The 26,469-nt window shown below is 62.8% G+C and carries 22 protein-coding genes and 2 pseudogenes; 12 read left to right on the top strand and 12 right to left on the bottom strand.

All coding sequences use genetic code 11. The annotated features are described in order from the left end of the window. The first annotated feature begins 222 nt into the window (after positions 1–222). From AC1DEZ_RS25155 to AC1DEZ_RS25145, 3 genes are all read left to right on the top strand, one after another. Complete coding sequence (locus tag AC1DEZ_RS25155) at positions 223–1,338, top strand: redoxin domain-containing protein (protein ID WP_476780989.1); 1,116 nt, start codon at positions 223–225, stop codon at positions 1,336–1,338. Positions 1,339–1,634: 296 nt separating this feature from the next. After that, on the top strand, positions 1,635–4,433 hold the full coding sequence (locus AC1DEZ_RS25150) for an ATP-binding protein (RefSeq protein WP_476780988.1): 2,799 nt from the start codon (positions 1,635–1,637) through the stop codon (positions 4,431–4,433). Between the two features lie 209 nt (positions 4,434–4,642). Further along, positions 4,643–6,061, top strand: a complete 1,419-nt coding sequence (locus tag AC1DEZ_RS25145) for an aldehyde dehydrogenase family protein (RefSeq protein WP_476780987.1) — start codon at positions 4,643–4,645, stop codon at positions 6,059–6,061. A 389-nt stretch (positions 6,062–6,450) separates the two neighbouring features. Here AC1DEZ_RS25145 and AC1DEZ_RS25140 read toward each other — a convergent pair whose 3' ends face one another. Together AC1DEZ_RS25140 and bla are read right to left on the bottom strand one after the other, a co-directional pair. After that, positions 6,451–7,044: a uridine kinase family protein gene (locus AC1DEZ_RS25140; protein ID WP_476780986.1), complete on the bottom strand. Its 594-nt coding sequence runs from the start codon at positions 7,042–7,044 to the stop codon at positions 6,451–6,453. 427 nt (positions 7,045–7,471) lie between these two features. Next, positions 7,472–8,368 (bottom strand): class A beta-lactamase, encoded by an 897-nt coding sequence (gene bla / locus AC1DEZ_RS25135; RefSeq protein ID WP_476780985.1) that lies wholly within the window; start codon positions 8,366–8,368, stop codon positions 7,472–7,474. Between the two features lie 103 nt (positions 8,369–8,471). Between bla and AC1DEZ_RS25130 the strand changes: the two genes are divergently transcribed. The 3 genes and pseudogenes from AC1DEZ_RS25130 to AC1DEZ_RS25120 all read left to right on the top strand — a co-directional run bounded on the left by AC1DEZ_RS25130 (position 8,472) and on the right by AC1DEZ_RS25120 (position 10,600). After that, positions 8,472–9,335 (top strand): LysR family transcriptional regulator, encoded by an 864-nt coding sequence (locus AC1DEZ_RS25130; protein WP_476780984.1) that lies wholly within the window; start codon positions 8,472–8,474, stop codon positions 9,333–9,335. A 244-nt stretch (positions 9,336–9,579) separates the two neighbouring features. Then, a pseudogene (locus AC1DEZ_RS25125) lies at positions 9,580–10,169 on the top strand (alpha/beta hydrolase family protein); the annotation flags it as partial. Positions 10,170–10,243: 74 nt separating this feature from the next. Continuing rightward, positions 10,244–10,600 (top strand): DUF2200 domain-containing protein, encoded by a 357-nt coding sequence (locus tag AC1DEZ_RS25120; protein ID WP_476780983.1) that lies wholly within the window; start codon positions 10,244–10,246, stop codon positions 10,598–10,600. Positions 10,601–10,800: 200 nt separating this feature from the next. Here AC1DEZ_RS25120 and AC1DEZ_RS25115 read toward each other — a convergent pair whose 3' ends face one another. Beyond that, positions 10,801–12,042 (bottom strand): MFS transporter, encoded by a 1,242-nt coding sequence (locus tag AC1DEZ_RS25115; protein WP_476780982.1) that lies wholly within the window; start codon positions 12,040–12,042, stop codon positions 10,801–10,803. Between the two features lie 63 nt (positions 12,043–12,105). Further along, positions 12,106–13,521 (bottom strand): amidase, encoded by a 1,416-nt coding sequence (locus AC1DEZ_RS25110; protein WP_476780981.1) that lies wholly within the window; start codon positions 13,519–13,521, stop codon positions 12,106–12,108. Between the two features lie 179 nt (positions 13,522–13,700). On the opposite strand from AC1DEZ_RS25110, the gene gcvA reads away from it, so the two are divergent. Further along, positions 13,701–14,576 (top strand): transcriptional regulator GcvA, encoded by an 876-nt coding sequence (gene gcvA / locus AC1DEZ_RS25105; protein ID WP_476780980.1) that lies wholly within the window; start codon positions 13,701–13,703, stop codon positions 14,574–14,576. Positions 14,577–14,979: 403 nt separating this feature from the next. On the opposite strand, the gene AC1DEZ_RS25100 is transcribed toward gcvA, so the two are convergent. Continuing rightward, positions 14,980–16,011 carry a DUF1254 domain-containing protein gene (locus tag AC1DEZ_RS25100; protein WP_476780979.1) on the bottom strand — a complete coding sequence of 344 codons (1,032 nt, stop codon included), beginning with the start codon at positions 16,009–16,011 and terminating at the stop codon, positions 14,980–14,982. A gap of 16 nt (positions 16,012–16,027) precedes the next feature. After that, entirely contained in the window at positions 16,028–17,464 is a 1,437-nt protein-coding gene (locus AC1DEZ_RS25095) for a DUF1254 domain-containing protein (RefSeq protein ID WP_476780978.1), read from the bottom strand. A 123-nt stretch (positions 17,465–17,587) separates the two neighbouring features. Between AC1DEZ_RS25095 and AC1DEZ_RS25090 the strand changes: the two genes are divergently transcribed. After that, positions 17,588–18,310, top strand: coding sequence for a Crp/Fnr family transcriptional regulator (locus tag AC1DEZ_RS25090; RefSeq protein WP_476780977.1), 723 nt, complete (start codon positions 17,588–17,590; stop codon positions 18,308–18,310). Positions 18,311–18,383: 73 nt separating this feature from the next. Beyond that, complete coding sequence (locus AC1DEZ_RS25085) at positions 18,384–18,506, top strand: hypothetical protein (protein WP_476780976.1); 123 nt, start codon at positions 18,384–18,386, stop codon at positions 18,504–18,506. A gap of 156 nt (positions 18,507–18,662) precedes the next feature. On the opposite strand, the gene AC1DEZ_RS25080 is transcribed toward AC1DEZ_RS25085, so the two are convergent. Continuing rightward, on the bottom strand, positions 18,663–19,559 hold the full coding sequence (locus tag AC1DEZ_RS25080; RefSeq protein WP_476780975.1) for a MarR family transcriptional regulator: 897 nt from the start codon (positions 19,557–19,559) through the stop codon (positions 18,663–18,665). A gap of 156 nt (positions 19,560–19,715) precedes the next feature. Between AC1DEZ_RS25080 and AC1DEZ_RS25075 the strand changes: the two genes are divergently transcribed. Continuing rightward, entirely contained in the window at positions 19,716–20,429 is a 714-nt protein-coding gene (locus AC1DEZ_RS25075; protein ID WP_476780974.1) for a carbonic anhydrase, read from the top strand. A gap of 794 nt (positions 20,430–21,223) precedes the next feature. Here AC1DEZ_RS25075 and AC1DEZ_RS25070 read toward each other — a convergent pair. The 4 genes from AC1DEZ_RS25070 to AC1DEZ_RS25055 form a co-directional block, all read right to left on the bottom strand. Next, positions 21,224–21,682: a hypothetical protein gene (locus AC1DEZ_RS25070; protein ID WP_476780973.1), complete on the bottom strand. Its 459-nt coding sequence runs from the start codon at positions 21,680–21,682 to the stop codon at positions 21,224–21,226. A gap of 10 nt (positions 21,683–21,692) precedes the next feature. Continuing rightward, a complete protein-coding gene (locus AC1DEZ_RS25065) occupies positions 21,693–22,010 on the bottom strand; it encodes a hypothetical protein (RefSeq protein WP_476780972.1) in 318 nt (105 codons plus the stop codon). 250 nt (positions 22,011–22,260) lie between these two features. After that, the gene (locus AC1DEZ_RS25060) at positions 22,261–22,659 is read right to left on the bottom strand and encodes an HdeA/HdeB family chaperone (protein ID WP_476780971.1); all 399 of its coding nucleotides are present in this window, start codon (positions 22,657–22,659) and stop codon (positions 22,261–22,263) included. Positions 22,660–22,719: 60 nt separating this feature from the next. Continuing rightward, positions 22,720–23,127, bottom strand: coding sequence for an outer membrane protein (locus AC1DEZ_RS25055; RefSeq protein WP_476781020.1), 408 nt, complete (start codon positions 23,125–23,127; stop codon positions 22,720–22,722). 66 nt (positions 23,128–23,193) lie between these two features. Between AC1DEZ_RS25055 and AC1DEZ_RS25050 the strand changes: the two genes are divergently transcribed. Further along, a complete protein-coding gene (locus AC1DEZ_RS25050) occupies positions 23,194–24,225 on the top strand; it encodes an AraC-like ligand-binding domain-containing protein (RefSeq protein WP_476780970.1) in 1,032 nt (343 codons plus the stop codon). A gap of 206 nt (positions 24,226–24,431) precedes the next feature. On the opposite strand, the pseudogene AC1DEZ_RS25045 reads toward AC1DEZ_RS25050, so the two are convergent. Beyond that, a pseudogene (locus AC1DEZ_RS25045) lies at positions 24,432–25,207 on the bottom strand (LysR substrate-binding domain-containing protein); the annotation flags it as partial. Positions 25,208–25,792: 585 nt separating this feature from the next. Here AC1DEZ_RS25045 and AC1DEZ_RS25040 point away from each other — a divergent pair. Beyond that, a partial coding sequence (locus AC1DEZ_RS25040) for a sulfatase-like hydrolase/transferase (RefSeq protein ID WP_476780969.1) occupies positions 25,793–26,469 on the top strand: 677 nt, incomplete at its 3' end.

Here is a 26,469-nt window from a genome sequence, read left to right as displayed (position 1 = left end):
GAGTAGAGAAGCGGCAGCGCGACGCTCGTTAGGTCCGATGATGGGGCGTTAGCGTGTGGCGAAACGCTCGGCACGGTTAAGAAGGCGCGCTTGCGGCGCTTCCGCCGACAGCTCGCGCTATCACGAACTAACAGGAGGCATCGTCTCCTAACGTGAAGCACCCGGACGCGGCCGCCAGACTGCGAGGCCGAGACACACTCGCTCCGCAGAAGGTTGGCGACGATGGCCCAGACCCACGCAATCGGATTTGTGACCGCCGCTCTTCTGGCGGCCGGCGCCGCGACGGCCGTTGGCCTGACGGGCGCCCTGAGCGGTCCGGGTCTGGGGGCCGGCCCGTTCGGCCTGGGAGCCGTCGCCGCCGCTCCGGACGGCGCCACCACGAGCCCGCTGCCCGTTCTGGAAGGTGCGAAGCCCTGGCTGACGGCCGTTCCCGGCGGCCCGCAGTCGCTGCGCGGCAAGGTCGTTGTCGTCAATTTCTGGACGTATTCATGCATCAACTCGCTGCGCGCGCTGCCCTATCTGCGTTCGTGGAGCGAGCGATATGCGAGCAAGGGGCTCGTAGTGGTGGGCGTTCATACCCCCGAATTCCAGTTCGAGCATGATGCTGCGAGAGTGCGGCTTGCCTCGACGCAACTCAGCGTCGCCTATCCGAACCTTCAGGACAACGACTATTCGGTCTGGCGGAGTTTCGCCAATGAAGGCTGGCCTGGCTTCTATTTCATCGACGCCCAAGGCCGCATGCGCGGCTACCGCATCGGCGAAGGGCAGTATGCGGAATCGGAGCAGTTCCTCCGCGGCCTCCTGGCAGAGGCAGGCCAGAACCTGTCCGGGATCCCCGTGGTCCCTGTCAGTGGCAGCGGCATAGAAGCCGAGGCCGACTGGGCAGATCTTGGATCGCCGGAAACCTATCTAGGATACGGCAAGGCCAGCGGCTTTGCATCTCCGGAAGCTGTCAGCCGAAATTCATCGCGAGGCTACACCGCTGCCTACCCGCTCCCACTAAATCGCTGGGACCTCAAGGGAGAATGGACGGTCGGACGCGAGTTCGCGACGCTCGACAGTGACGGCGGCGTCATCCGGTTCCGCTTCCACGCGCGGGACGCACATCTCGTCATGGGCGGCGCGGACGATGGCAAGCCGATCCGTTATCGCGTTACCCTCGACGGCAACGCGCCGGGCGAGAATCACGGCGTGGATGTCGACGCGGATGGCTGGGGCGAGATCAGGGAGGGGCGGCTTTATCAACTGGTCCGGCAATCGGCTGATATCGCCGATCGCACGATTTCCATCGAGTTTTCGCGATCGGGCGCCCGCGCATATGTGTTCACATTCGGCTGACCCCGTCAGGCAGCAGAGGCCCGGCTTTTTATTGAATGATAGTTCCAGAATAAAACCGCCCGTGCTAGACAACCTGCCCATGACAGGCGCTCGTTTGATGACAGGAAGCTTGTGCGGCTTAGCTCGCGTGCCAGGAGGGCGGTCGATGCCGGCCCGCCGGCTCACCGATGTCTCGTTTCGAAGGCCGGCGGGCACCAGGCTCGCATGGAGCGTTTCAGCGATCGGCTTCGCGCTTCGCCACCATGCCTCACCATCTTCTCTCATGCGCGTCGATCAGGTTCGGAGACGAGGCGATCGTGGCTGAAACAGGCAACCGGCAAACTGGCGAGCGCCGTGCTTTCGGCCCCTTTTGCCTCTCTCCGACGGAACGCCTGCTGACCCGGAAGGGCAAGGCCGTCGATATTGGCGGGCGGTCCTTCGACCTTCTCGTGGTTCTGACGGAACAGCCCGGACGGGTTCTATCGAAGCGCGAGCTGCTCAAGCGCGTCTGGTCGGATGTGGTCGTTGAGGACGGAAGCCTCCGGTTTCATATGGCGGGTTTGCGCAAGCTCCTGGGCGATGGCGAGCACGGGGCTCGATACATCGCCACGCAGGTTGGCGTTGGCTACGCCTTCGTGGCCCCAGTGCAGCGGAGTGGCCCTTCGGCCTGCGAGACGGCGCCGCCGTCCATTCCAGGCCAGGACGAAGATGCCGGTAATCCTCCCGCTGGCACGACCAATCTGCCGCCCCGTCTGCCACGCCTGATCGGGCGAGAGCGCGACATGCGGCTCCTCATGGAACGCGTGGCGGATACGCCCCTCTTTACGATCGTCGGATCTGCGGGTGTCGGCAAAACGTCACTTGCCGTGGAAATCGGGCATCAGCTGGCGGTCGCTTTCGAAGGACGGGTCGCCTTCGTCGATTTCAGCATGCTCGAAAATCCGACCGTCGTTCCATCCATGATCGCCGGGGCGATGGGCATTGCGGTCCAGAGCGAGGACCCTCTCGCGGTTATTCTCGGCCATATTCGCGATCACAGTTTCCTGCTGCTGCTCGACAATTGCGAGCACGTCATCGAGCCCGCCGCCAACATCGTCGAGCGTATCGTGGAGCTGGCGCCCAATACCCGCGTGCTCGCCACATCACGTGAACCTTTGCGCGTACGCGGCGAACATATTCACCGTCTCGACGCCCTCGCCTACCCCGAGAATTCGGCAGATCTGACCCTCGAGCAGCTTCTGGAGTTTCCCGCGGTCCAGCTCTTCTGCGAGCGAGCCGCCGCCGCAGACAGCTCGCTGGAGGTCGACGAAGAATCCGCGCGCCTGATTGGCGGCATGTGCCACCGGCTCGACGGCATGGCGCTGCCGATCGAGCTCGCCGCCGTCCGCGTCGCGACCCACGGCATCTCGGCGACGGCTCGCCAGCTGGGCGAACGATTCAGCCTTGGCTGGTCTGGCCGAAGAACGGCACGACCGCGCCAACAGACGCTTCAGGCCACGCTGGACTGGAGCTACGACCTGCTGTCCGAAACGGAAAGGATCGTTCTGGAGCGTCTCGCGATCTTTGTGGGGCCCTTCTCGATAGACGCGGCGCTCGATGTCGCCGCGGATCCTGAAATCGGAGCCAACGAGGTGGCGGTCGCGCTCGACGAGCTCACCTCGAAATCGCTGATTACGCCCAATCGATCGCGCGAATCCGGAACCTATCGGCTGCTCGAAATGACACGCGCTTATGCGCGAGAAAAACTCCACGCGCGCGGAGGTGATCAATACGTCGCCGCCGCGCGCCGCCATGCCAGCTATTTTCTCCGCGAGCTGGAGGCGATCGTCAGGCAGGACGAGGATCTGCTTCAGGATCCCCAGCCGCTGCGGCTCCAGCTTGGCAACATCAGAAGCGCGCTGGATTGGTGTTTCAGCAGAACCGGAGATATCAAGATCGGGGTTCGACTGGCGGCAGCGAGTGCGCCTGTTTTTCAGAACCTGTCTCACTTGCTGGAATGCCGCACCTGGTGCGCCCGCGCGTTATCCGATCTGGAGGACTCGCAGCGCGGCACCGCAACCGAGTTGGAACTCCAGACCTCCCTCGGCATCTCGCTCATGTTCACGCGTGGGAATAGCGCCGCGGCAGGTAACGCGCTCACGCGCGCCCTTGATGTCGCGACTCACCTGGAAGACCACTGGAGTCAGCTGAGAGCGCTTGGCGGCCTGCACATCTTCCACGAACGGATCGGCGAATATTCGACTGCCATGTCGCATGCCCGGCGCGCGGTCGAGGTGGCCGAGACGATCGGAGAGCCGGAGGCAATCGGCATCGCCTATTCTCTGTCGGACATCTCCCATCATCTCGCCGGCGACCAGGTCAGGGCCCGCCGTGAGCTTGAACTCGCACTGGAGAAGAGCCCGCCTTCGCAGCGCAACCGCACGATTCGATACGGTTTCGACCACCGCAATCGGAGCGCTATCGCACTGGCGCGCGCATTATGGCTGGCGGGACACCCGGAACGGGCCGGGGCGATGGCACGACAGACCGTGCGCGAGGCGGCGCAGCTCGACCATCCGGTGACCCATTGCATTGCCTTGATCTGGTCGCTCGATGTCTACCTCTGGATGGATGACCTGGACGCCGCGCAAGAGGCCCTGGATGCCTTCGCGGAGTGCGCTCGCCTCAACGCATTCGGGCCCTATGTCGCTGCGGCCGGAGGGTTTCGCGGCGCGCTGGCTATCCAGCGCGGGGCGGGCGGTGAAGCCGTTGGCGCGATCGAGGAAAGCCTGTCCCGTCTCCGGGCCCTTCGATATGAACTGCTGACCACGTCCTTCTCCCTCGCCCTGGCACGCGGCTTGATGCAGGCTTCTCGTTACCCCGAAGCTCGCGAGTTGATCGAAGCGACGATCGCTCGATGCCAGGGCAATGGCGAGCTGTTCGGATTGCCTGAGCAACTCCGCGTGAAGGCCGAGATCGTCGAACGCGTCGACGGCGATGTCGGCAGCTGCGCGGCTCTTCTGCACGAAGCCCTCGATCTTGCTCGAAAGCAGGGTTCGCGCAGCTGGGAGAGCCGGATCGCTCGTGATCTCGATGGTCCGGCCGCAGGAAATCTCCCCGCCGGCGAGTTGCAGTAGTTTGCCGGCGCAGCCGCCGGCTGTCGCGTCTAGGGCGCCCCTCCACAGCTGACAGGCTCTAGCACAGGCTAACGCGCAATTCCGCCCGGAAATGCACAGACTTGGGTTCCGAGACGGCTGTGGCGAGAGCAGCCGAAGGGTCATCCATCCTTCGCTGCCGGTTGGTTGAGTTGCCCAGTGCGCCTGGCAAACGACGCGAGGACACCCAGATGCGCAAGTACGATCAGGCCTATATCGGCGGAACCTTCCGGAGCACCGTGGGGCGCGAGGAGATGCCTCTCTTCAACCCGGCGACCGAAGAGCAATCCGGCATTCTCGTGCTGGCAAATGCCGAAGATGCCCGGCTTGCCGTCGAAAGTGCGAGCCGCGCCTTGCCGGGGTGGTCGGCATCGCGCCGGGAAGAGCGCATCGACCTGCTCAACGCGATGGCTGATGCGGTGGAGGCGCGCGCGGAGGAGCTGACCCAGGCGACGGTCGTCGAATATGGCGGGCCGATTGCACAGGCGCGCTGGCGCGCCGGCCTCGCCGCTACCAACTTCCGCATCGCGGCGAACCTGCTCAAGGACTTCACCTTCATCCGGCGCATCAACGGAACCGAAGTCGTTGCCCAAGCCGCCGGAGTGGCACTGCACATCGTGCCTTGGAACAGCGTCTACAACGCGATCAGCGTCAAGATGGCCGGCGCGCTGGCGGCAGGTTGCCCGGTCGTGGTCAAACCGAGCGAATTCAGCCCGTGGCAGGTCGATCTGTTCACGCAATGTCTCCATGCGGCCGGTGCGCCGGCTGGCGTGATCAACATCGTGACGGGGCTTGGCAGCGAGGTCGGCACCGCGCTGACCGCAAATCCCGACGTGCGCAAAATCTCGTTCACGGGCTCGACCGCCGTCGGCAAGACGATCCTGCAGGGGAGCGCGAAATGGATGCAGCGGGTCACCCTGGAATTGGGCGGGAAGGCGCCCACCATCGTCATGGACGATGCGGATCTCGCTGAAGCGGCACGCCAAGCCCTTGCCATTGGCCTCGCCAATAATGGTCAAGCCTGCATCGCGGGCACGCGAATCCTCGTGCGGCGCGATCAGTTGGACGAATTCCGTCAAGCGATCCCCGAGGCCGCGCGAACGGTCGTGCAAGGCGATCCCGGCGATCCGCGGACGACCCTCGGCCCCCTGGTCAATCGTCGGCAGTTCGAACGGGTACTGAAGTATATTTTGCAGGGCATTGCCGAGGGCGCGCGCGCCATTGTCGGAGGCGAGGGGCGACCTGAGGGCCTCGACCGTGGATACTTTGTGCGCCCGACCGTGTTCGCCGACGTAACCAACGAGATGACGATTGCGCGCGAGGAAATCTTCGGTCCGGTGCTCTGCATCATAGCTTATGACGATGATGACAACGCAATCCGCATCGCCAACGACACCCCTTATGGTCTTCACGCCTACATCCTCGGGAAGGATCTCCCGCGCGCGCGCGCCATCGCCGCGCGGCTCGATGCCGGGCGAGTGGCCATCAACGGGATGGCGCACGAACCGCTAGCGCCCTTCGGCGGCTTCAAGCAATCGGGCATTGGGCGCGAGTACGGCTCATATGGAATCGAGGATCACCTTGAGTTCAAAGCCATAATGGGAAGCTAGAATGAGCGCGGTTGAGGAGAAGCTTCGATTTCGGCGCGCTCATCAAGTTTGTTGTGCGCCGCCACCCGAGGTGAAGCGATAATGTTTGCCCATTGAAGGCAGACCGGTCGTTGCCTAACGCTGTTTGGCACAACGCGGTTTTTAGGACAGAGATATAAAGGCGGTTAGCACCTGTCTCGCCCGAAGCGATCCGCTTCCGATGCTAGAGGGCAACGTCGGCTTTGATGTGCGTCGCGAGGCGCACTGCGCCATAAGCGGAACTTGGAGCTCTGCCAGAAAGCCGACATTCCGCGGTGCCGGTCGAGACAAAAGCTCGCCGAGCCGGTTCGCGTGTCAGCGCAGGGATCTCTGCCACCATTTTTCAGCAGGCTCATCAGGTCCAATCACGTTCAATCATCCGAATTGGCCGCGTCGAAGAACGCCTCGAACCGGCCCAGGGGCATAACCTCACGGAAGTAGTGCTCTTCGGCTTCATGCCATTGGCGCTCCCAAGGACCTATAGTGCCCTCTCTCTCAAGCAGTCTTGCTTTGCGGAAAGCGTCTGAAGCGGTCACGAGAACTTTCATGTCGATGAGGTCCGCGAGTTCCGGCCGAGCCGAATAGACGCCCTCGAGGATAACGACGGATCGCGGTGAAAGCTCAGACACGCTTGACTGCAACCTGCCGTCAAAAGCTTCCCAATCGAACGCGCGCCAACTGGCAGCGCGACCCTGCCTCAAGGCGTCCAGCACCGCGCGCTGGCGGGGCCAGTCGATACAGTCGGCAGCGCGGATGGCAGGGGAATCTGATCGCAACCCAGTGCCGCCGGCAAAGAAGTCGTCACCCTCAATGAGCGCCGCTCCCACCTTATCTGCTAGCAGGGCTGCCAGAGTCGACTTGCCCACGCCGCTGCGTCCGTCGAGCGCAATCACATAGGGCCCATCCGCCTTGGCCGCACGCAAGTGGATTTGACGAGCGAATGTGTTGGTATCGGAGAAATGCATCAGCGTCTGGCTTCCTGGTAAGTCCGGCGCGATACGCCTAGGATGGAGAAGCTGCTGTCCCGCCATGCCGGTCAGCGTTCCCGTGCAACACTCTGCGCGCGGGTGGCCCTTTCCTCGTTTAGTTATAATCAACCCAGCTATTCTGCGGCGGGATCAATCTCCGCGAGGAATCATTCTCTGAAAGTGCGTATGGCACGGGCTTCCGGTCGCGATTTGAGGCGTGAAAGCCATTAGGCATCGGTGGTACCTCCAATTATAGCGGTTGTCGCAGCGTGATCCATGCGCGGGCATCATCGTGGATCACGTTCGACTCGCATCCATCATGCGCTATCAATGGCCATTCGACTTCCACCGACAACCGTTACGCCGACCACAGTGGTTGCAGTTTGCCACGGAAAATATCGGCGAATGCTGACGACCGGCTCCCCTAGCGAGATGGAAGCCCGAATGCCTTCATGGCTTGACGCGTCGCATCCGCTACGACGGCATCAATGGCGCCCGGTGTTGCGTTTTGTGCGCCCGTGAAGAACACGCAGATCAGGATCGATGGTCCGCTTGGCGGCCAAATGATGCCGATATTGTTGTGCGTCCCCCGCGCGCCCGTGCCGGTCTTGTGGCCGACGGTGTAGCCGGCGGGGACGCCGGCCTTGATCCGGCCGGCCCCGGTGGGTGTCTCGGTGATCCAACGCGTAAGCAACTGCAGGTGCGCCGCTGAAAGCAAGTTGCCGCGCAAGACGCGGTCGAGGTTGGCCACATATTGCTCGGCCGTCGTGGTATCGCGCATGTCGCCGGGCAAAGCGCTGTTTAGGTCTATTTCCAGTCGATCAACGCGCGTGACCTGGTCGTCAATGCTACGATACCACTGCTGGAAAGCAGCGAGTCCGCCCATTTCGCGGATCAGAATATTTGCCGCCGGGTTGTCACTAACCTCGACTGTCGCCTTGCACAGCTCGTCCAGCGTGAGCGTTCTGCCGATCGCCGGCTGCGTAACTGGCCCATGCGGCACCATGTCGGCGGCTGTGATCGGGACGGCTCGGTCGAGCCGATCCCGCCCCTGCTGCACAGTCTGCATCACATAGGCTGCGAGAAACAGTTTGAATGTCGAACAGAAAGCGAAGCGTTCGGTTGAGCGCCAGCCGACGCGCTGGCCCTCCCGCGTGGCGAAAAGCCCGAGACGGCCTCCATGGCGGGCTTCAAGAGACTTGAGATCGAGACTGGTCCCAGGAGCGGCCGCGGCAGGCCCGGCGCCGACTAGAGCGGCGCCGGCGCCGATCAAGAATGAGCGCCGGTCCGCCGCAAGGGAATCAATGGCGTGAGTTGTCATGTGCGGTGCGTCTCCATAGGGAGGCGCAGAGGTAGCGAGCCCGCATGGCCCTAGCCAAATGATCGTTACTCAGATTTGATATGAATAAAACTGGGGCTTCCGGATGGATGTTTCGAGACTGCCGCTCAACGCGCTGCGCGCCTTTGAAGCGTCGGCGCGGCTAGGTAGCCTGACCAAGGCCGGAATGGAGCTGCGCGTCGGCCAGACCGCAATAAGCCATCAGATCAAGCTGCTTGAAAAAGATCTCGGCTTCACGCTGTTCGAGCGTTTGCCGCGTGGCATCGCTCTGACCGAGGAGGCGCAGGCGCTGCTCCCGGTGCTGACGGATGCGCTACGGCGGGTCAGCGACAAGGTGCACCAGCTGCGTACGGGCGGCACGGCTGAGATTCTCACGATCGGCGCAGTCAGCAGTTTCGCCCTCGGGTGGCTTCTGCCGCGCCTGCAGGACTTTAGCGTGCGGCACCCGCAGATCGAGGTGCGGATCAAGACAAACAACAACCGTGCCGACACGCTCCTCGACGGCCTCGATCTTTTCATTCGGTTCGGCGACGGTGCCTGGCATGGCACTGAGGCGGTCGAGCTGATGCAAGCCCCGCTCGCTCCGGTCTGCAGCCCTGGACTGGCGACATCAGTCCGCACTCCGGCTGACCTGCTGGCGCAGCCACTCCTCCGCTCATACCGCCAGGACGAATGGCCGCTCTGGTTCCTTACCGCGGGGCTGACCCCGCCGGTCGCCCGAGGCTGGATTTTTGATAACTCGCTGGCCTTGGTCGAAGCGGCAGCGCAAGGTCTCGGTGTTGCGCTGGTCCCCGCCGCGATGTTCTCGCGTCAGATCTCTTCCGGTCGGATTGTACAGCCTCTCGACGTCGGTATCGTTACCGGCGCCTACTGGATGACGCGGCTTAGATCACGGACCGAAACCGGCGCCATGGTGGCCTTCAAGAGGTGGATTGTCGCCGAGCTTTAAGCTGAGCATGGAGACGATCGTTTTCAACGGCGTGCGCCAACAGCGGACACTCGTGGTCAGCCCGAAAGCGGACAGCAAGAGATTTCGACAACGCGACCGAAGAGCCGGCACTGACCCGAGAGAGCATCACGGGCCCGGCCGTAGGCCGAACAGTGCCGAAGGAGTCGCCGCCACCGCTCATCGGGAAGGCTTCGACGCGGGGTATCTGCTGCGGTAGGTTTTCGACGGCCCCGACCAGGCCGACGTGACGATCCTCCTGGCGCATGGGGCCGGAGCTCCGATGGACTCGCCATCAATGACGGCGTCCGCAAATGCCTTAGCCGGAGAGGACTTTCGCGTTGCCCGCTTTGAGTTCGACTATATGGCGGCGCGGCGGACCGGGGTTGGGCGCATGCCACCGCCCCGCGCTGAAAAGCTAAACCGGCAATATATCGCTGCCGTCGACGCGCTCGGCAGGCAGCGAGAGCTTGTTATCGGTGGCAAGTCGATGGGCGGGCGCGTCGCGAGCATGGTCGCGGACACGCTGTTTGAGAGTGGACGGATTCGTGCCTTCTTTGCCTCGGTTATCCTTTCCATCCGCCCGGCAAGCCGGATCAATTGCGCGCCGGCCACCTTGTCGATCTGAAGACTCCCACCCTCATCGTGCAAGGAACGCGGGACGAGTTTGGCAGCCGCGAGGAGGTCTTGAGCTATAATCTTTCGCCGCTGATCGACATCCTCTGGCTGGAGGATGGCGATCACGATCTGAAACCCCGCAAGCGAATTTCTGGTTTTTCAGCGGCCGATCATCTCGTGACCGTGGCCGACGCAACTCTTACCTGGGCCGGGCGGCTCAAACACCCGGCAGAGTCGCGATATGAAGATGGATACCGGGAGACGCCACGAGCAGCGCCGAGAAAGCGCAAGTGATGACGCAGCACCGCATCTACAGAATGAGCTTTGCCAAGATTTATCCGCTTCTGGTCGCCAAGGCGGAGAGGAAGGGGCGCACGAAGGTGGAGGTCGACCAGATCATCCACTGGCTGACCGGCTACGGCCAAGAGGCACTTGCCTCCCAGCTGGCGAAAAACTTGGACTATGAGACCTTTTTCGCCCAGGCGCCGGCACTCAATCCCGCGCGCGTCGGCATAAGGGGAATTGTCTGCGGTGTCCGCGTCGAGGAAATCGCCGAGCCGGTGATGCGTGAAATCCGCTACTTGGACAAGCTCATCGATGAACTCGCCCGAGGGAAGGCGATCGACAAGATCTTATACCATCGACCATAGTCGGCGCGCTTGCCCGGGTCGCGCCATTAGGAGACATTGGAACGTCACCAGGAACCGAACTTGTTCGCGTACAGCGATGCCCTTCAAGGGCGCGCGGTCCGGGTCATCAAATACGCTGCGTTAAGCTGCGATGGTGTGTTCGGCGGTGTGGCCAAGGCGCCCGAACTCCACCGCAGCTCATTCGGGTGGGATGGATTGGCTCATCTGCTCACCCTGCCAGCGGAGGCTCGACGTGCCGCCAGAAACATGACGGCAGCAGCACCGGCGTTTGCGACAGCGCTGACGGCAATGGGTATGACGTAGCTATGGCTGATATCGTAGATGAAGCCTGCCGCGCCTGGGCCAACGAGCGTGCCTAGGGCAACGCTCGAATAGAGCACGCCGATGATGCGGCCGGCATGGCGCGCACCGAACAGATCGGCGACCACTGCTGGCAAAATCGCGACCCACCCTCCGTAGAAGAGACCGAAGATCAACGCGAAGAGTATGAGCTGGCCCAAGGAGCCACCAAGGATCCAGGTCGGAAGTGAGGCGGCCATGCCGATATACATGGCGATCAGGAAGCTCTCGCGGCCCATCCTGTCCGCGATGCCGCCGAGGAAGAAGCGGCCGATCGTGCTGCCGATACCGATGGCACCAAGCAGCCAGACTGCCGCCGAAGCGGGAACACCATGATCGACCGCGTAGGGCGCGAGATGCACGAACGGTACGAAGACACCAAGCGCGCTCAGGAACGACGCAAGATAGAGCCCCGCAAAGCGTCGCGTCCGGATTGCTTGGCCCACGGGCGTATCATTGCCCGCCTGCAGGGAGCCAACAACGATGATACGTACGATGCCGTCGGGCTGCAGGCCGCGGCGGCCGGGCTCGTCCTCGATGACGAACGCAGCCGCCAGGCCGACCACGATCGCGAGGACGCCGAGCGTGGTGTAGGCGTTGCGCCAGCCGATGTCCGCGATCAGCCAAATCGCGAACGGCGGCATCACGAGCGTCCCGACGCCAATGCCGCTGACCGCCAACCCGGATGCGAGACCACGGCGCTCGACGAACCAGCGTTGCACAGCACCAAGCGTGGGCACATAGGCACAGCCGACGCCGACGCCGACGCCGATGCTATAGGCCGCATAGACCTGGAGAATGGTTTGCGCCTGTCCGGCCAGAATGAGGCCGAGGCCGACTAGCGTCATTCCGATTGCGGAAAGCGCCTTCACGCCGAGTCGATCCGCGAGCGGCGCGGAAACTATGCCGAGCGCGAAGTACAGAAATCCGGCCAGCGAAAAAACCGCCGAGACCGAGCCGCGCGATGCCGCGAACTCGTGCTGGAGCGAGTCCAGGAACGAGCTGAATGTGTAGGCGCTCCCGAAGCCGACGAAGGTTATGACGAAGGCTGCGGCGACCACAAGCCAGCCGTAAAAAATCGTCGATGGCCTTTCCACGATCATGATTATCCTCTGTTGGCGGGCGGAGCCGTCTCGGGGTGCGATATGCGGGCCGCTCCCAAGTCCTTAGGACCGCGGCGGGCCAGTGAGGCCCGGTTGACGACGGTGCCAGGACGTTGCGCCCTGAAACGCCGCGCCGAGAACAAGAAGCGCGCTTTCGTCGAATTCGGCGGCGATCAATTGCAGGCCGATGGGGATGCCTTCCTCCGAGGCGCCCCCGGGGAAGGCCAGCGTTGGGTGGCCGCTCATGTTGAAGGGACAGGTGTAGTGTTGCAGTTTGGCGATCAGCTCCGGCTGCTCGCCAAGGGTTGCGATCGTCTTCAGCGTGAGCGGCGCGAAAGGATGGACGGGCGTCAGGATGGCGTCGACCGATGATAGCAGGGCCTCGACCTGGCTGCGGAATGCCGCGCGGCGAAGAAGGATTTCCTGATAGGCCATTCCCGAAACGGCCATTCCGTTCTCGATCACGGACGATAGGATGGCGCCATACTGTTCCTTATGGAGGGCATAGGTCGCTTGATGGGCAACTGCCGCTTCAACCGCGCAGTTCGGCGTCCAGTCCGCCACGGTCTGGCCGACATCGGGAAATGACACCTCGACGATCTCGGCGCCCAGGTTCGAGAATATTGCGCAAGCTTCGGTCAGTGCGGCCTGTGTCCCATCGTCAACGTCTTCGGAATTCCAGCGTCGGTCGATGCCGATACGCATGCCGACTATATTCGCGCTTGCGTCGGCCAAGTAGTCGGGAACAGGACGAACGCTCGTCGTGGGGTCATCGAGGTCATGTCCGGCAATGACATTGAGGATCGCCGCGACGTCGAACACGTTCCGCGCGATCGGGCCGATATGGTCGAGCGAGGGGGCGAGGTCGAATGACCCATAACGGCTGACGCGCGCCCAGGTCGGCTTCAGGCCGCTGACGCCGTTGGCGGCCGAGGGCCAGCGGATCGACCCGCCCGTGTCGGACGCGATCGCGCCGAAGCACAGGCCGGCGGCGGTCGCGACCGCTGATCCGCTGGAGGAGATGCCCGCCCAATAGTCGCCGTTCCATGGGTTTTGCACCGGCGGAATCGATGGGTGGTAGTCGGAATACGCCCCCTCGGTAAGCTGGGTCTTGCCGATCAGGACTGCCCCTGCGTCGATGAGCTTTCGCACGACGGTCGCATCGCGTGCCGGCACATAGTCCTTATGGACCACGGTACCGGCCGCCGTTGCGACGCCCCTGATCCAGCAAAGGTCCTTTACGGCTATGGGAACGCCATGGAGTGGGCCCCGGTGGATTCCCGCCTCGATCTCGCGGTCGGCAATCTCCGCCTGGCGGAGGGCGCCCTCGTCCAGGACGCGTGCATAAGCCCGCAATTCACCATCCAGACGCCGAATGCGCGAAAGGAGCGCCTCGGTGACAGCCTTAGAGGCGATGGCGCGGCGAGCGATAAGCGCTCCCACCTCTGTGAGACCACAGAACTCCACGTTGAAAGACATCCGATCCAACCTCTTCAGCGGTCACGCACTTTCGGGCGCGACAAGCTATGATTTAGAATTTATGCGATTCTTGGTGGCTTGCTTGCAGCATTGACGCTTGATAGCGGCAGGAATTATCCTCTCTTCTCTCCTTGGACAAACCAGAAGACTTAACCCTGATGACTCAGATTTTCTAACTCATGCCAAGCCGATTACCTCCCCTTAACGCGCTGAAGGCGTTCGAGGCCGCTGCCCGCCACCTCTCGATCAAACTGGCCGCGGAGGAATTGTGCGTGACGCCGGGGGCCGTCAGCCAGATGATCAGGGTTCTGGAGGAAAATCTCGGCGTGAAGCTCTTTGAGCGGGTGACGCGAGGGATTTTTCTGACTGACGCGGGCCGCGATTATCTGCCATCGATACGCAATGCGTTCCGCCAGATCGCCGGTGCATCCGAGCGGATCGCGGCCCAGCTGGATTCTGGGCTGCTCACCCTCAGCGCCACGCCTTTTTTTGCGTCGGCATGGCTGGTGCCGCGATTGTCATCCTTTCGAACGGCGCAGCCCGGCATCGATCTGCAGATCGTCACCAGCAATGCACTGGTGGATTTTTCTCGCTCGGACGTGGATGTCGCGATCCGCCATGGGATGGGCGGATATCCCGGACTTCGCAGCGACCGCGTCGTCACGGTCGAGATGATCGCCGTGGCGACCCCCGACCTCAGCGACCGAGCCGGCCGTCCGAACCGGCCATCAGATCTCGTGCGTTGGCCGCAGGTTCACGATGCCGAACGAAAGGGCTGGAGTCTGTGGTTTGACACGCACGGCGTTGCGGAGAGGACGACTACGCGTGGCCCCTCCTTCGATGACAGCGGCCTCTTGCTAAAAGCGGTGCTCGCCGGCCAAGGCGCGGGACTGCTTCCGGCTGCCCTGGTCGAAGATGAACTGCGCGACCGGCGTTTGATCCAGTTGTTTCCGCCCGCTCGAATGGAGGAGTTTGCCTACTATCTCGTCTGTCCGGACAACCGACAGCAGCAGCCCAAGATCGCAGCGTTCCGGGATTGGATCTTGAGTGCATGACGGCAAGAAGGGAGGGAGTTACATCCTCAGGTACTGACTTCAGCAGGGAGTAGATATCCACGCTTCAACTGACCAAGGCGCGGTTAGGGTGGTGGGAAATTGCCATTGGCGACAGCGGGCTTGCGCCACTCATCGAACATCCGGCGCGGATTAAATGCGCCAATTCCGGACGTTGAGAGCTCGCCAGAAACCGGACGTTCGTTACGGATGGATTTTCCCATTTCCAGATTTCGGAATGTAGTGTCTAGGGACCAGAATGCGCTCCGATAAGACTGCTACGCAATCCGATCGGAGGGTCGACCTCAATCGCAGGTTCACTGCCGCGGCGCTTTATCTCGTCGTGCCGCCTCAGCCATCAACCGAACAAGCCGCCGCCCCGGCACCGGCTCTGCCAGACCACTTCCTACTTCGCCGCGGCAGCCGGGAAGGTCCAGGTGCCGTTCAGGACTTCTGCTCGGGGTCGGTAGAGCCGGACCATGTAGTTCCAGCCTTCCATGATCGGCAGGCAATTGGAAAGTGCACCATCGCAGCCGCCGAACTGGATGTCGACGCCGCCGTCGGCACCCCTCTTCGCGGTTATGCTGTTGAGCGAATAGGCGCCGAGTTCGTTCTTCTCGAAGAAGCCGTCCTTGTTGTAGAGGCTGACCGACCAGAAGGCGTCTACCGGCACGCTCGCCGGCACCTTCAGGCCGTAGACCGTGCTGCCGTCGTTCTTCTCGGGGACGACATTGAGGTAGACGGCCTCCTTGTCGGGGTTGCCGCCCCAGCCCGAGGCCGCGCCGAGCAGGAAGCGAACCGGGTCGGCCTCCGCGCGCGTGCCGAACATACGGTTCTTGTCGGGCAGGGTATCACTGAGCGCGATCAGCAGGTCGCGAACTTTCTTCTGGCTGGCCTGATCCCAGGCCGGGATCTCGAACTTGCCCGGCCCGCCCAGCTGCTCGACCTTGATTGCGTCCTGTACAGAGTGGGCCTGCTTCATGTCGTCCTTGTCGGACGGATTGGCCAGCGTGCGGAACGCCACGGCGACGTAGCGCGTGCCGACGCTCGCGCGCGTCAGGGTATAGGGGCCCGGCTTGTAGGCGACCCGATGGGTGTACTGATCCTCGTCGAACACCTGCATCGAGATGAAGCGCTGGCCTGCATCGGGGATCTTGATCGTGACCGGCCCGGCATCAAGATCGAACACCGCGGAAGAGTACAGAGTATCGCGGTTGAGGCGAATGACGGTCTGCTTGTCGAGCGGTGCGGGCTCCCGCGTGTGGTCGAACTTGCCGAAGCCGCCATTCCTGACGATTCCCGCGAAATAGAGGTCCGACTCGGCACGCGCGAAATTCTCGACCGTGACGGGGACCGGCTTGGACTGGGGCGCCTGCGCCTGGGCTGACCAGTTTGCGGCGATGGCAGCCGCGGCCACCAATGCGAATGTCTTTCTCATGATCGCTTGCTTTCTGTCAGGCGGCACGAACGAGCGGCGGCTGCTTCCATCGACTATCCAGAGCCTCGGGCTTGGGCCAGTAGAGGCGCAGCGTCGTCCAGAACGGTCCGGCAGGAACGGGTAGCCAGTTCGCCTCACGGTCCGGTCCCGGTGACTCGTGCTGGAGGTAGAGCGTCACCAGCCCGTCCGGATCGCGCTTCAGCGACGGCAGCATCGGCGAGTTAATGAGGTAGCGGTTGATCGCGTTCGCCGAGAGCAGGCTCCGCGGCAACTCGTAGACGGTGAGCGACCAGAAGGCGTTAACCGGGAACGAGCTCTTCGGATCGAACCGCAGCGTATAGCGTCCGTCCTTGCCGTTCAGCGGCGTGCCGGCGGAATCGGTGTAGTAGAAGGGGTAGAGGGCTTCCTCCTTCGAATTGCCGTAGATTCCGAGCGCGGCCGAGGCCATGCGGACCATGTAGTCGTTCTTCAGGAAGCTCCGCGTTCCAAAGCCCTCTGCCGCTGTGCGTTTGCCGCTGTCGAGTTCGCCGGCCTTGAAGGCGGCGAAGGCCTTCCAGGCATCAGCCATGCCGTCCTCGAGCGCCTTGCGCCGCTCGGGCGCGAGCTTGGCGACATCCAGAGCTTTGCCTGGTGCAACGCCGATGCGGTCGAAGCGCTGACGTAAACTCCGCTCGGAAGCATGTGTCGGGCAGAATTGAAGGATGAAGTTCAGGATCTGGAAGAACTCTGCCGAATTGCGCTGCTGCTCGGGCGAGAGCGGCCGGAGAAAGTCGATGGCGCGCGCGGCTGCCGGCGCCGGCTTGCCGAGGAATTGCGAGAGCGGCTGCACCTTATAGCCCGCCTGGATCGTCTTGACCTTTTCGATGTCGGCCGGCTCGAAGAGCTGGGTCCGGTAGAGCACGAAGGCGAAATCGGTTTCGCAGCGGATCACGCTCTTCACGCCCGGGGGCTTGCGCCCGTTCCAACTCGGCCCGGCCAGCAGGAAGCTGTCCCCTTCGTTGCCGGTGGCGCGGCTGCCGACATAGGCGAAGTTGAAGGTGTACTGGTCGATGAACTGTAGCGAGTAATAGCGCCCGGCCTCCACGGCGGGCACGGAGATCACCAGCGGCTCGCTGCGCAGGTCGGCGCCGATATAGGAATAGGGCGTGTCCGAGTTCGGCGTCTGGATCGCCTTGTCTTCGGGCGTGTAGACGCGCGCCGTGTTGGCGATCGTGTTCCAAGGCGCCTTGAACTCGGGGCCGCCACGATCCGCAAAATACGAATACTGGATGCGGTAATTGTCGACGAGCGGGAAGCCCCAGATCGTCGCCTCCTTTGCGATCGCGCGCAGCGTCTCTGCTTCGGTCGCTCCGGCCGCCGAAGGGCTCGCGGTCGAGCCAAGCAAGGAGCCCGCACCGATGCTCGCAGCCGATGCGAGGAGGGTGCGTCTGTTGATGTCAAAGGAGCTTGCCATGATGCTCTTTCTCCCAGCGGAAGCCCGGACGGCCCAAGTTGTCGAACCCCGTCCGTCTCGAGTGAAACCGACAACAAGGCGGCAGCGCTGCGGCAGCTCGTATAAGCGCCACGGAGAGTATATTTGTCCGAAATCGGACAAAGTCGGAGCTTTTTTATGAGGCCAATCAGCAAGTCTCGCGCCGAGCGGGTCATCAGCGAACGGGGCTGGCTGACATTGGTGCCTGAGGCGTTCCGGACCGAGGTGCTGCGGCGCTCGGTCTTGCTGCACTTCACTCCGGGCGAGACTGTGTTTCGCCTCGACGATCCCCCAGGCGGGGTTTACGGGCTTGTGGCGGGCACAGTCAGCGTCAGCCTTGCCCCGGCCGGCGCGACGCCGCGCCTGATCCTTCTGGGGGTTCCAGGCCATTGGACCGGCGAAGGCTGCTTTCTCACGCGAAAGCCGCGGAAGGCTGAACTCAGGGCCGTCGTGGAAACGACGATGCTGCATCTTCCGCTCGATGCGATGGATCAGATGGCCGGGCGCGATCCGGCGGTGGTGCACCATGTCGCGCTTATGCTGATGATGACTGTGGAGTTCCTGCTTCGCGTGATCCACGATCTGCAAAAACCCGAGGCAGATCGGCGTATCGCCTCGGTGCTTCAGCGCACGACCTGGATCGGAGAGGCACCGATCCCGCTGACCCAGAGCGAGGTCGGCGTCATGGCCAATGCGTCGCGCAAACAGGTCAACGCCGCCATCAAGCGGTTCGCCGAGGCCGGATGGCTGACCAACACCTACCGCTCTATCACCATCACCGACCCCGGAGCGCTCCGCCGCTTCGCCGAGGGAGACGGCACCGATTGATCTCGCACCCCGATGTTCGATGCCGGGCAGCGGAATGCAGCCGTTGCCTTGGCTACCCCGTTTCGAGGACATCATGCCACCACCCCAACACGGCGCGGCACAGGTCGCTTTGTTCCTCGCCTTCATGGCCAATGCGGCGGCCCAATCCTATCTGATCGTCGTGCTGGCGCCGCTCAGGCGTCGTCTCGGCTGTTGACTGAGACCACTTCTGGACATTCGCCCCCACGATGCGGAATTTAGCATCGACAAGCGTGTCGGCCGCCGAACCCGTGACGGGCATCCTGCGTTTCAGCGGCAGGATGAACAGGCCTCGCGAAACACCGCTCGTTTCAACTCTTAAAAGTTCGACGGCCTATTCCTCGGCGAGCAGGCGGTAATGCGCCATTTGACCTGCTGCCCAAGTCTCGAATTCGTGCACGAAGGTGGGCGACATCAAGGTATCCCGACCACCGTGGCTTACTGTGAAGCAGCCGCGCCGCTCAGCCTCAATGAAGATGTTGCCAATATGCTGGCGCGAAACTCGAAAGCGCTCTGCAAGTGCGGCATAGGATAGGCGCACTTGCGGGGCCCTGCCGTGCAACGCCGCGTAGTGAGCTCCGAGCACCGCTGACAACACCGGATAGCCGCAGTCGTACTCCGTGAACCGGACGATGCGCGGGAAGGGAGCGAAGAGAATATCCCCAGCGTGGAACCGGTCTCGCGAGCGGCCAAGCCAGTCGGAGAGATCGTCGGCCTCGGCGCGCAAGCGATCGGCCAGAGGGCGCAGCGGTGGCGCCAACCGTTCCGACGCCCTAAGAAACGCAAGCGGCGAACGGGCGATCTCATGGAGCAGCCCCGGCGAGGGGCGCAAATGCAACGTTCGTCGGTCATCGCGATCTCGGGTGGCGACCACATAGCCGCCGTGACGCAACGCGCTGACAAAGCCCGCGATTTGCCTGGCGCTCGCCGGCGCGGCTCGCTGCAAGGCAGCGAGCGTCGGCGGCTCTCCGCCGCTGCGGCGCCAGCGGGCGTCGTTGCCGATCAATACGAACGCCACAAGGTAACGCAGCTTCTGGGCGAATACCTTGTCAGTAGGCCAGGATATTCCCGGCGGCTCGACCATGGCACCGCAGTAGGATTCGAGCGCATCGGCAAAAACCGGGGACCGCATCAAGGTTGCGGCATAGGTCCAGATTTTCCGATCGGCAAAGCTGTGAACGGAGGAGTGGAGGACTCGCGCAATCGGCTCGGGCTCAAGCAAATCGCTCATGGGAATCCCTGCAAAGTTTGGACTTCGCAGCCCCCATCGCCTGTAGCAGTAATGCAGTGCCCGCTGTGAGGGTGAGTGCGGCGACAAGGTTGATCAAACGTCGCTTTAGCAGCTCGAATCGATCGCAGCGCATGCTGATCTGGGGAGGCTTATCTTATGTGTGACCTGTGCGCCCGGCCCATATCCGGAATGTCCCGACGCGGCCTTTTCGCCGGCATGGCAGCCTTCAGCGCCACTGCTGCGCTCTCCCCGCGAGCCTTCGCCCAGGCTGCGCCGCAGAATGCGATCACGCCGGACGAGGCGCTGAAGCGGCTGATCGATGGCAATACGCGCTATGCCGCCAATACGCCGGCCAATCTGGATTATTCGCCCGGCCGGGCCGCGCGGGTCACGGTCCAGCACCCGATCGCGGCGATTCTGAGCTGCGCGGATTCACGCGTCGCGCCGGAGCTCGCCTTCGATCAAGGACCCGGCGATCTGTTCGTGGTTCGCCTCGCCGGCAATTTCGTCAATGACGACGGGCTGGCGAGCCTCGAATATGCCGTGAAGTTCCTCAACACGCCGCTCGTCATGGTCCTTGGCCATTCGCGATGCGGAGCTATCGATGCTGCGATCAAAGTTGTGCGAGACGGGGTGAGCCTGCCGGGCCATCTCCAGGAGATGGTTCGCGAAATCCGGCCCGCCGTCAAAGCCGCCAAGGCCGACAAGCCGGACGATATTCTCGCTGCGGCGGTTGCAGAGAATATCCGTCGGGGCGTGCGGCGCCTCGAAACGACCAAACCGATCCTCGCGGATTTCGTCAGGAGCGGGAAGGTCAAGGTGGTCGGCGCTCATTACGAATTAGCGACCGGGAAAATCACTCTCCTCTGACGGCTCCCCGGGTAAATATCCCGCTAGTTGCGGCCGATCAGCCTTCACCGAGACTTAGGCGCTCGCATCAGCCGGACGTTCACCATCCAGAACGAGGGCGGAATCGAGGAGAAGGTGGGCGAGGTCGCCGCGCAACGCGCCGGCTTCGACTCCCGCAACAGCCGCGACCATCGCATGCCGCACTCGAGGATGGGCTTTGCCGCCCTCTCGACACGGCCCGCGGCGCTGAGTAGGCGTTCGAACTGGCGATCCGGCCTTGTCGGACGCAACTGCGCTCTCGGTCAGCCGATCGGAAGTTCGTGCACGCCCGACGCTGGCTCACTGCATGCACCGTGCAGGCATGGATGCGCGACACAGAGGCCAGAACCGTCGAGGCGACATGGCGCAAGCTCGGCGATCTGCTGCACCTCGTCTCACCAGCAGAATGCGCAAACTACATCGCAAACGCCGGATATGCTGCCGTGTAAACGAAGCACGCTCTAGCCTACGGATGGCAAAACAGGCGGACCGTCGGCCTCGCGCCAATTGCAGACCTTAGCCCTTAGCCCGAAACCGGACATTCGTGATCAAGTGGGACGATAACCGCCTGCTGAAATCGCGACACGAGCCTACCTATCGCCCCCCTGTCCTTTGATTTTCGTGGGATCATCTAACGCTTCTGGACAGGAGCGCCCTCAATCAAAACAAGATGTTCAGGCCGATCGCCAGCGTCGCGATGGGTAAGCGGCGCTCTGATCTTGAAAAGGCACAAAAAAATCTATCGTGATCCCTTCCGGGCGCGCAGTTCCGCTCCTTCACCTGAGCAGCCGTAGCCCCTTTCCGGGCTCGCTCTTCAGCTTGGCTCCAGCCTCGCAGAAGGCTTTCCTGTCGGAATGCCCCTCGGCGATGAAGAGGCCGTAGCGCGCGCCGAAGGCGATCAGGATCGCCGCCGACCGTTCCTCCTGCTGCGCTGCGGTGAGAGTCTTGTCGCCGGCGGCAAGAATGTCGTCGAGCGCCTTGCCGACCGTCTCCTTGTCGAGCGCAAAACTGTCGCAAACGCGGACGATCGCGCTTTGATAGGCGAGATTCGTCAGGTCGAGAGCCTGCCTGTTGCCCAGCAGACCGCCTTCGGTTTCGAGAAGGTCCTCCCAGGCGGCGTGCAGCCGCTTATCGTCGGCACCTGCCGGCGCGGCCGGTTGGGCGAAGGCGTGGGAGAGTGGCGTGGCGGAAACGATCAGGGCGACCAGCGCGCCGACAAAGTGATTGGGGGTCATCGGCGAGCTCTCATTCGGAGAAGGTGCGGTAAGTCCAGCCGGCGCTGTAGAGGCCCCTGCTGTCGTAACAGGCTCGCTGCGCCGGGTAGCAGGTGATGTTGTATTGCGGCGAGAACGGTGCCGGCGCAGCGTAGCCTACCCCCGCCGGCGGCCCGTAAATGCGGGGATCGCGACCGTCGGAGAGCGCCGACCCCACCGCCAGGCCGAGGATGCCGGCAGCAATAGCTGCGCCGACCGAGTTATGTGCGGCGCTTGGCGTCGCCTGGGCCGCGAGCAGGCCGCCGGCCAATAGCAGCGTCGGAACCAGCCGCCCGTTCCTTGTTTTCATGGGTGCTCTCTCCGCTGGGGATCATTCGAGTCGATTGCGGCTCTATCGCAGGGCCGGCCGGATCAGCCGGCGGAGGGCGCCGACGGTTGGTTTGGGAGGTTGTGCCGCCAGTAGCGGGACACTTGGCCGATCCGTCCTTGTGCTGCCATTCCGCCGGCTGTATCGCGGCGACCATGGACGCAGCGGCGCGCTGCACGTTGGCCGCGCAAGCCTGCCCGACCCTTGAGCGGCAGACTCGCAGTCGCCAAGCTTACTTCTTGGCCTTCTCTTCCTTCAGCAACACGTCCAGGGCGTGGATGATCTTCTTGTCCCGGTTCGTCTTGCAATAAACGATCAGCTCGTGTTCGCCGGATTTGGCGCGCGTGATATGGGCCATGTGCCTCTTGGCCAGCCCATTGTACCAGCCGCTATACCAGGCGGCGAGCATGTCGGCGTCCTCCTGATAGGTGTCCGCGAGTTGGGCGCAGGTCAGCGCCTGAACGTCGAGAAAGCCGTTGGCATCGGTGTAGGCCGAAAGTTCGGTCTGTGCATGTGCCGGCGCGCCGAGGGCAGCCGCCAGCATGAGAGCGCAGGCGGAGGATGTGACGAAACGAGCCATTCTCACGGTGTCTGCTCCTGAAGCGATGGGAAATGGATGGGTTGCGGTCATGCCGAAAACTGCGGGGAGTGCCGCTTGCTCAATCGAGCGAACGGCCCTCCGTCACACCGCCTAGAACTTGTAGTTGACCCCGAGGCGGACGAGATTGTCCTTGTTCTCGCTCTTGACGACGAGGGGAGATGCGCCGGCAGCCCGCCCGGAGCCGGCGAGCGTCGTGGTGCCGTTGCTGAGGTCGTAGTAGAGATACTCAGCCTTGGCGGTCCAGTTCTGGGCGAAGGCGTATTCGACACCACCGCCGAACGTATAGCCAATCCGGGATTCCGACCTTCTGCCGACCCAATCAAAGCCGGCAAGGCTGCCTGAACCGGCAACCGTGGCTGACGTCTTGTTATCGCCATAGGCCAGACCGCCGGTGACGAAGATCAGCAGTCTGTCGATCGGCGAATAGCCGACGCGGGCACGGACGGTGCCGAAATAGCTGCCCTCGCTCTTGAAGTCGGCGGCGTAATTGCTGCCCAGGACATGGGCGGTCTTCTTGTTGTCGAGATACTGGATGTCAGCCTCGGCGCCGAGCACGAACAAGGGATGCCGGCCAAACCCAAGAAAGTCTTCCTGTCCTCCGACATGATCGACCCGATAATCCGGGACGAATGCTGGCGCGACATCTCGCGCTTGATCTACGAGATTTCTCCCTGGGATCTTAATGGGGACACCGGATTCCGCGGAACCGTGAGCTCGCGCCCCTTCGGCTCGATGACCGTGGGGACGACGACATTCAACGATCAGAAGGTCTGGCGCACGCGCCAGACCGTCGTGCGATCGACGCTCGACCTGTGCGTGGTGCAGCTCGTGCTGTCCGGTCAGTCGCAGGGGGATTTCGACGGAGCGGACGTTGCCGTCAAGCCGGGCGACATCCTCGTCCACGATCTGACCCAGACCATGGACAGCCAGGTCACCGCCGGCGCGCGACTGTCGGTGGTGGTTGCCCGGTCGGAGCTGCAGCGTCTTGTGTCGCGGCAGTCTCTCCACGGCATCGTGCTACCGGGGCAGGCTGCGACGACCCGGCTTCTGAGCGAATACATGGTCGGGCTGGACAAGGTTCTGGTCGAGCTGCCGCAGGAGGCCGTCCCGGCGGCGCAGGAGGCTCTCTTGATCCTGCTCGCCTCCGCCATCAATGGCCGAGACGATAGCCTTAACGACGACCTGCCGATCAACCTGCCGATGAGGCAACGCATCATCGACTATGTCGACCGGCATATCATGGACCCGCGGCTGACGCCGCAGGTGATCATGGGGCATTTCCGCCTGTCACGCTCGCATCTCTACCGCAGCTTTGCCGCCGATGGCGGAGTCGCCAACTTCATCCGGGATCGACGGCTGGACATGGCCTATCGCCTGCTGAGCCGCGGCAATGCGAACCCGCTCTCGAACAAGGCGATACTGCACCAATGTGGCCTCTCGGGCGGCGCCAATTTCGCGCGCATGTTCGGGGCGCGGTTCAACATGTCGCCGAGTGACGCCCGCGACGGAGGCAACCTGATATCATCCGGGGGAGACGGCGCTCCCTTGCTGCACAACTATCTCCACGAGCACGTAGCGAAAATCGTCGAATACTGAAGTCTGTTCGACCAATGTGTTGAGCGCTGGCAGCGCCGGAGCCCGCAACAGCGTGCGCCTGAGGAGCCCAACGATCGGCTCCGTCACCCAGATAATCGGAAGGTGCGCCGAGCGCCATAAGCGGACCTTTAGCCTTCGCCCGGAAGCGGACATGGCAAACCCTCACCAAGTCACGGAAACCTGCCAGTACGACGAGACACCTCTGGTTAAGACGCTCCCTTCACGAGCGACGATCCAGCCAAGGTTTCGATCATATGTTCGATGACGGCACGCACTCGGTGGGGCACCGGCCCGCCGCCGACATAGATCGCGTGAACCAATTCCAGATCGCCCGGATTCCAGTTCTCTAAAAGAGGCACTAGCCGGCCTACCGCGATGTCCTCGGCGACATGAAACAGCCCGAGCCGTGCGATGCCGGCACCAGCAAGCGCCATCTGCTTCAGCGTCTCACCGTTGTTCACGACAAGGCTTCCTATGACCGGTTGCTCCAGATCCCGCCCCCCTGACGAAACGGCCATGACGGCCGTGCGCGACGGAAGTTGAAGGTCAGGCAATCGTGACGCTCAAGATCGGTGGGCTTCTGGGTCTTGCCCTTGCGTTCCAGATAAGCGGGCGCGGCGCAGACGATGCGCCGGCTCTGTCCCAGCTTGCGCGCGATCAGGCCGCTATCCGGCAGGTTTCCCATGCGGATGGCGACATCGGTCTTTTCAGCGACCAGGTCGACAATGCCGTCCGTAAAGCTCAGATCGACGATGAGACGCGGATTGCGCGTGATGAAGGCTGGAATGGCTGGCGCGACGAACACCGTTCCGAACGGAACCGTGGCGCTGACGCGCAGCCGCCCACGCACGGCGCCACCCGCCGCTTGCTGATCGGCGTCGTTCAGATCCTGCAAGATCCGAAGAGCGGCGTGATGAAAGGCCTCGCCTTCCTCGGTGAGCGTCAGCGCCCGTGTCGTACGGACCAGAAGGTGCGCTTCCAGCAAGGCCGACACCCGCGAGCGATCTCGCGGCCCATCGGCTCCATGTTGCCGAGCACTAGTCGACAGGGCAGGCCTGCGCGATCAGGCCGGACAGGTCATGGCCCTTCTCCGCGCCGTCCAGAACGACGTCGGCAGCGTGAATGAGCGACTAGATCGCGTCATTGAGACCCGGTCACACGCTGCCCCGCACGGGGGATCCAAGTTGGCATGACAAAATCGAGCGGCTGACCGCCACAAGATGTCCGCCGGCCTAACCGGCTCCTCTCTAAACTTGGCCCCGTCAGATCCCGCTGGCGGTTGCTTTGTCCGGCGTCCGAGATGGATGGTTACCGGGCGTGCCGATCCATCGGCGTTAGTATCTGTTCGCGGCCTCATAGCGTGCATCGCCGCCGGCGACCCGCCACTGGAGCGCCTTCACGCGGTCACCGTTCTCAGAGTCCGAATTCATTTCACATTGATGTCGCGGTGGATTATATAGTCTTCGGGCGGCTGGTTGCTACGTTACCTCAAATATCGCTCGAACAGACTTGTTTCCGTAATATTCACGCCAACTGCTCCGTCGCAAAAAGTCGAAATCAAAATCCAATGGGTACTTCTGCAGAGCAAATCGAGATCTGCGGAAGGGCTTTTTTGCGCTTATCGAATAGGCCTGCATTCATCAAATCTTACATTCAGCAAATGTTGGAGATGAAAATGGCACCTGAAATCGAGATGCGTGGACTTTCTGACGTCAAAGAGGACTTGCAGCGCGCCTTCTGTGGCTGGTGCTGGCGAACCCGCGCGGGCCTGCTCGGCGCCACCGCACTCATCGCTGCCGCGGCAGCGACGCCGACCATTGCGCAGGCGCCGGCTCCCGCCCAGGCGCCGTCCAAACCGAACATCCTGTTCATCATGGGTGACGACATCGGCATCATGCAGACGAGCATCTACCACCGCGGGCTGATGGTCGGGGAAACGCCCAATATCGATCGGATTGGCCAGGAAGGCGCGCTCTTCACGCATTACTACGCCGAGCAGAGCTGCACGGCCGGCCGCAATGCCTTCTTCACCGGCATGCATCCATTGCGGACGGGGATGATCCCGCCGCAATTGCCCGGCAGCCCATCCTACCTGCGGCCCGGCACCCCGGCGCTGGCCAAGTTCCTGCTCGACCTCGGCTACAACACCGGCGAGTTCGGCAAGAACCATCTCGGCGATCATACCGACGCGCTGCCGACCGCGCACGGCTTCCAGGAATTCTGGGGCTATCTGTATCACCTCGA

The organism is Allobosea sp. 10L422 (genome assembly GCF_056395345.1).
Note: the sequence above shows the minus strand (reverse complement) of the source record. Positions and strands in the feature narration are given on the sequence as shown.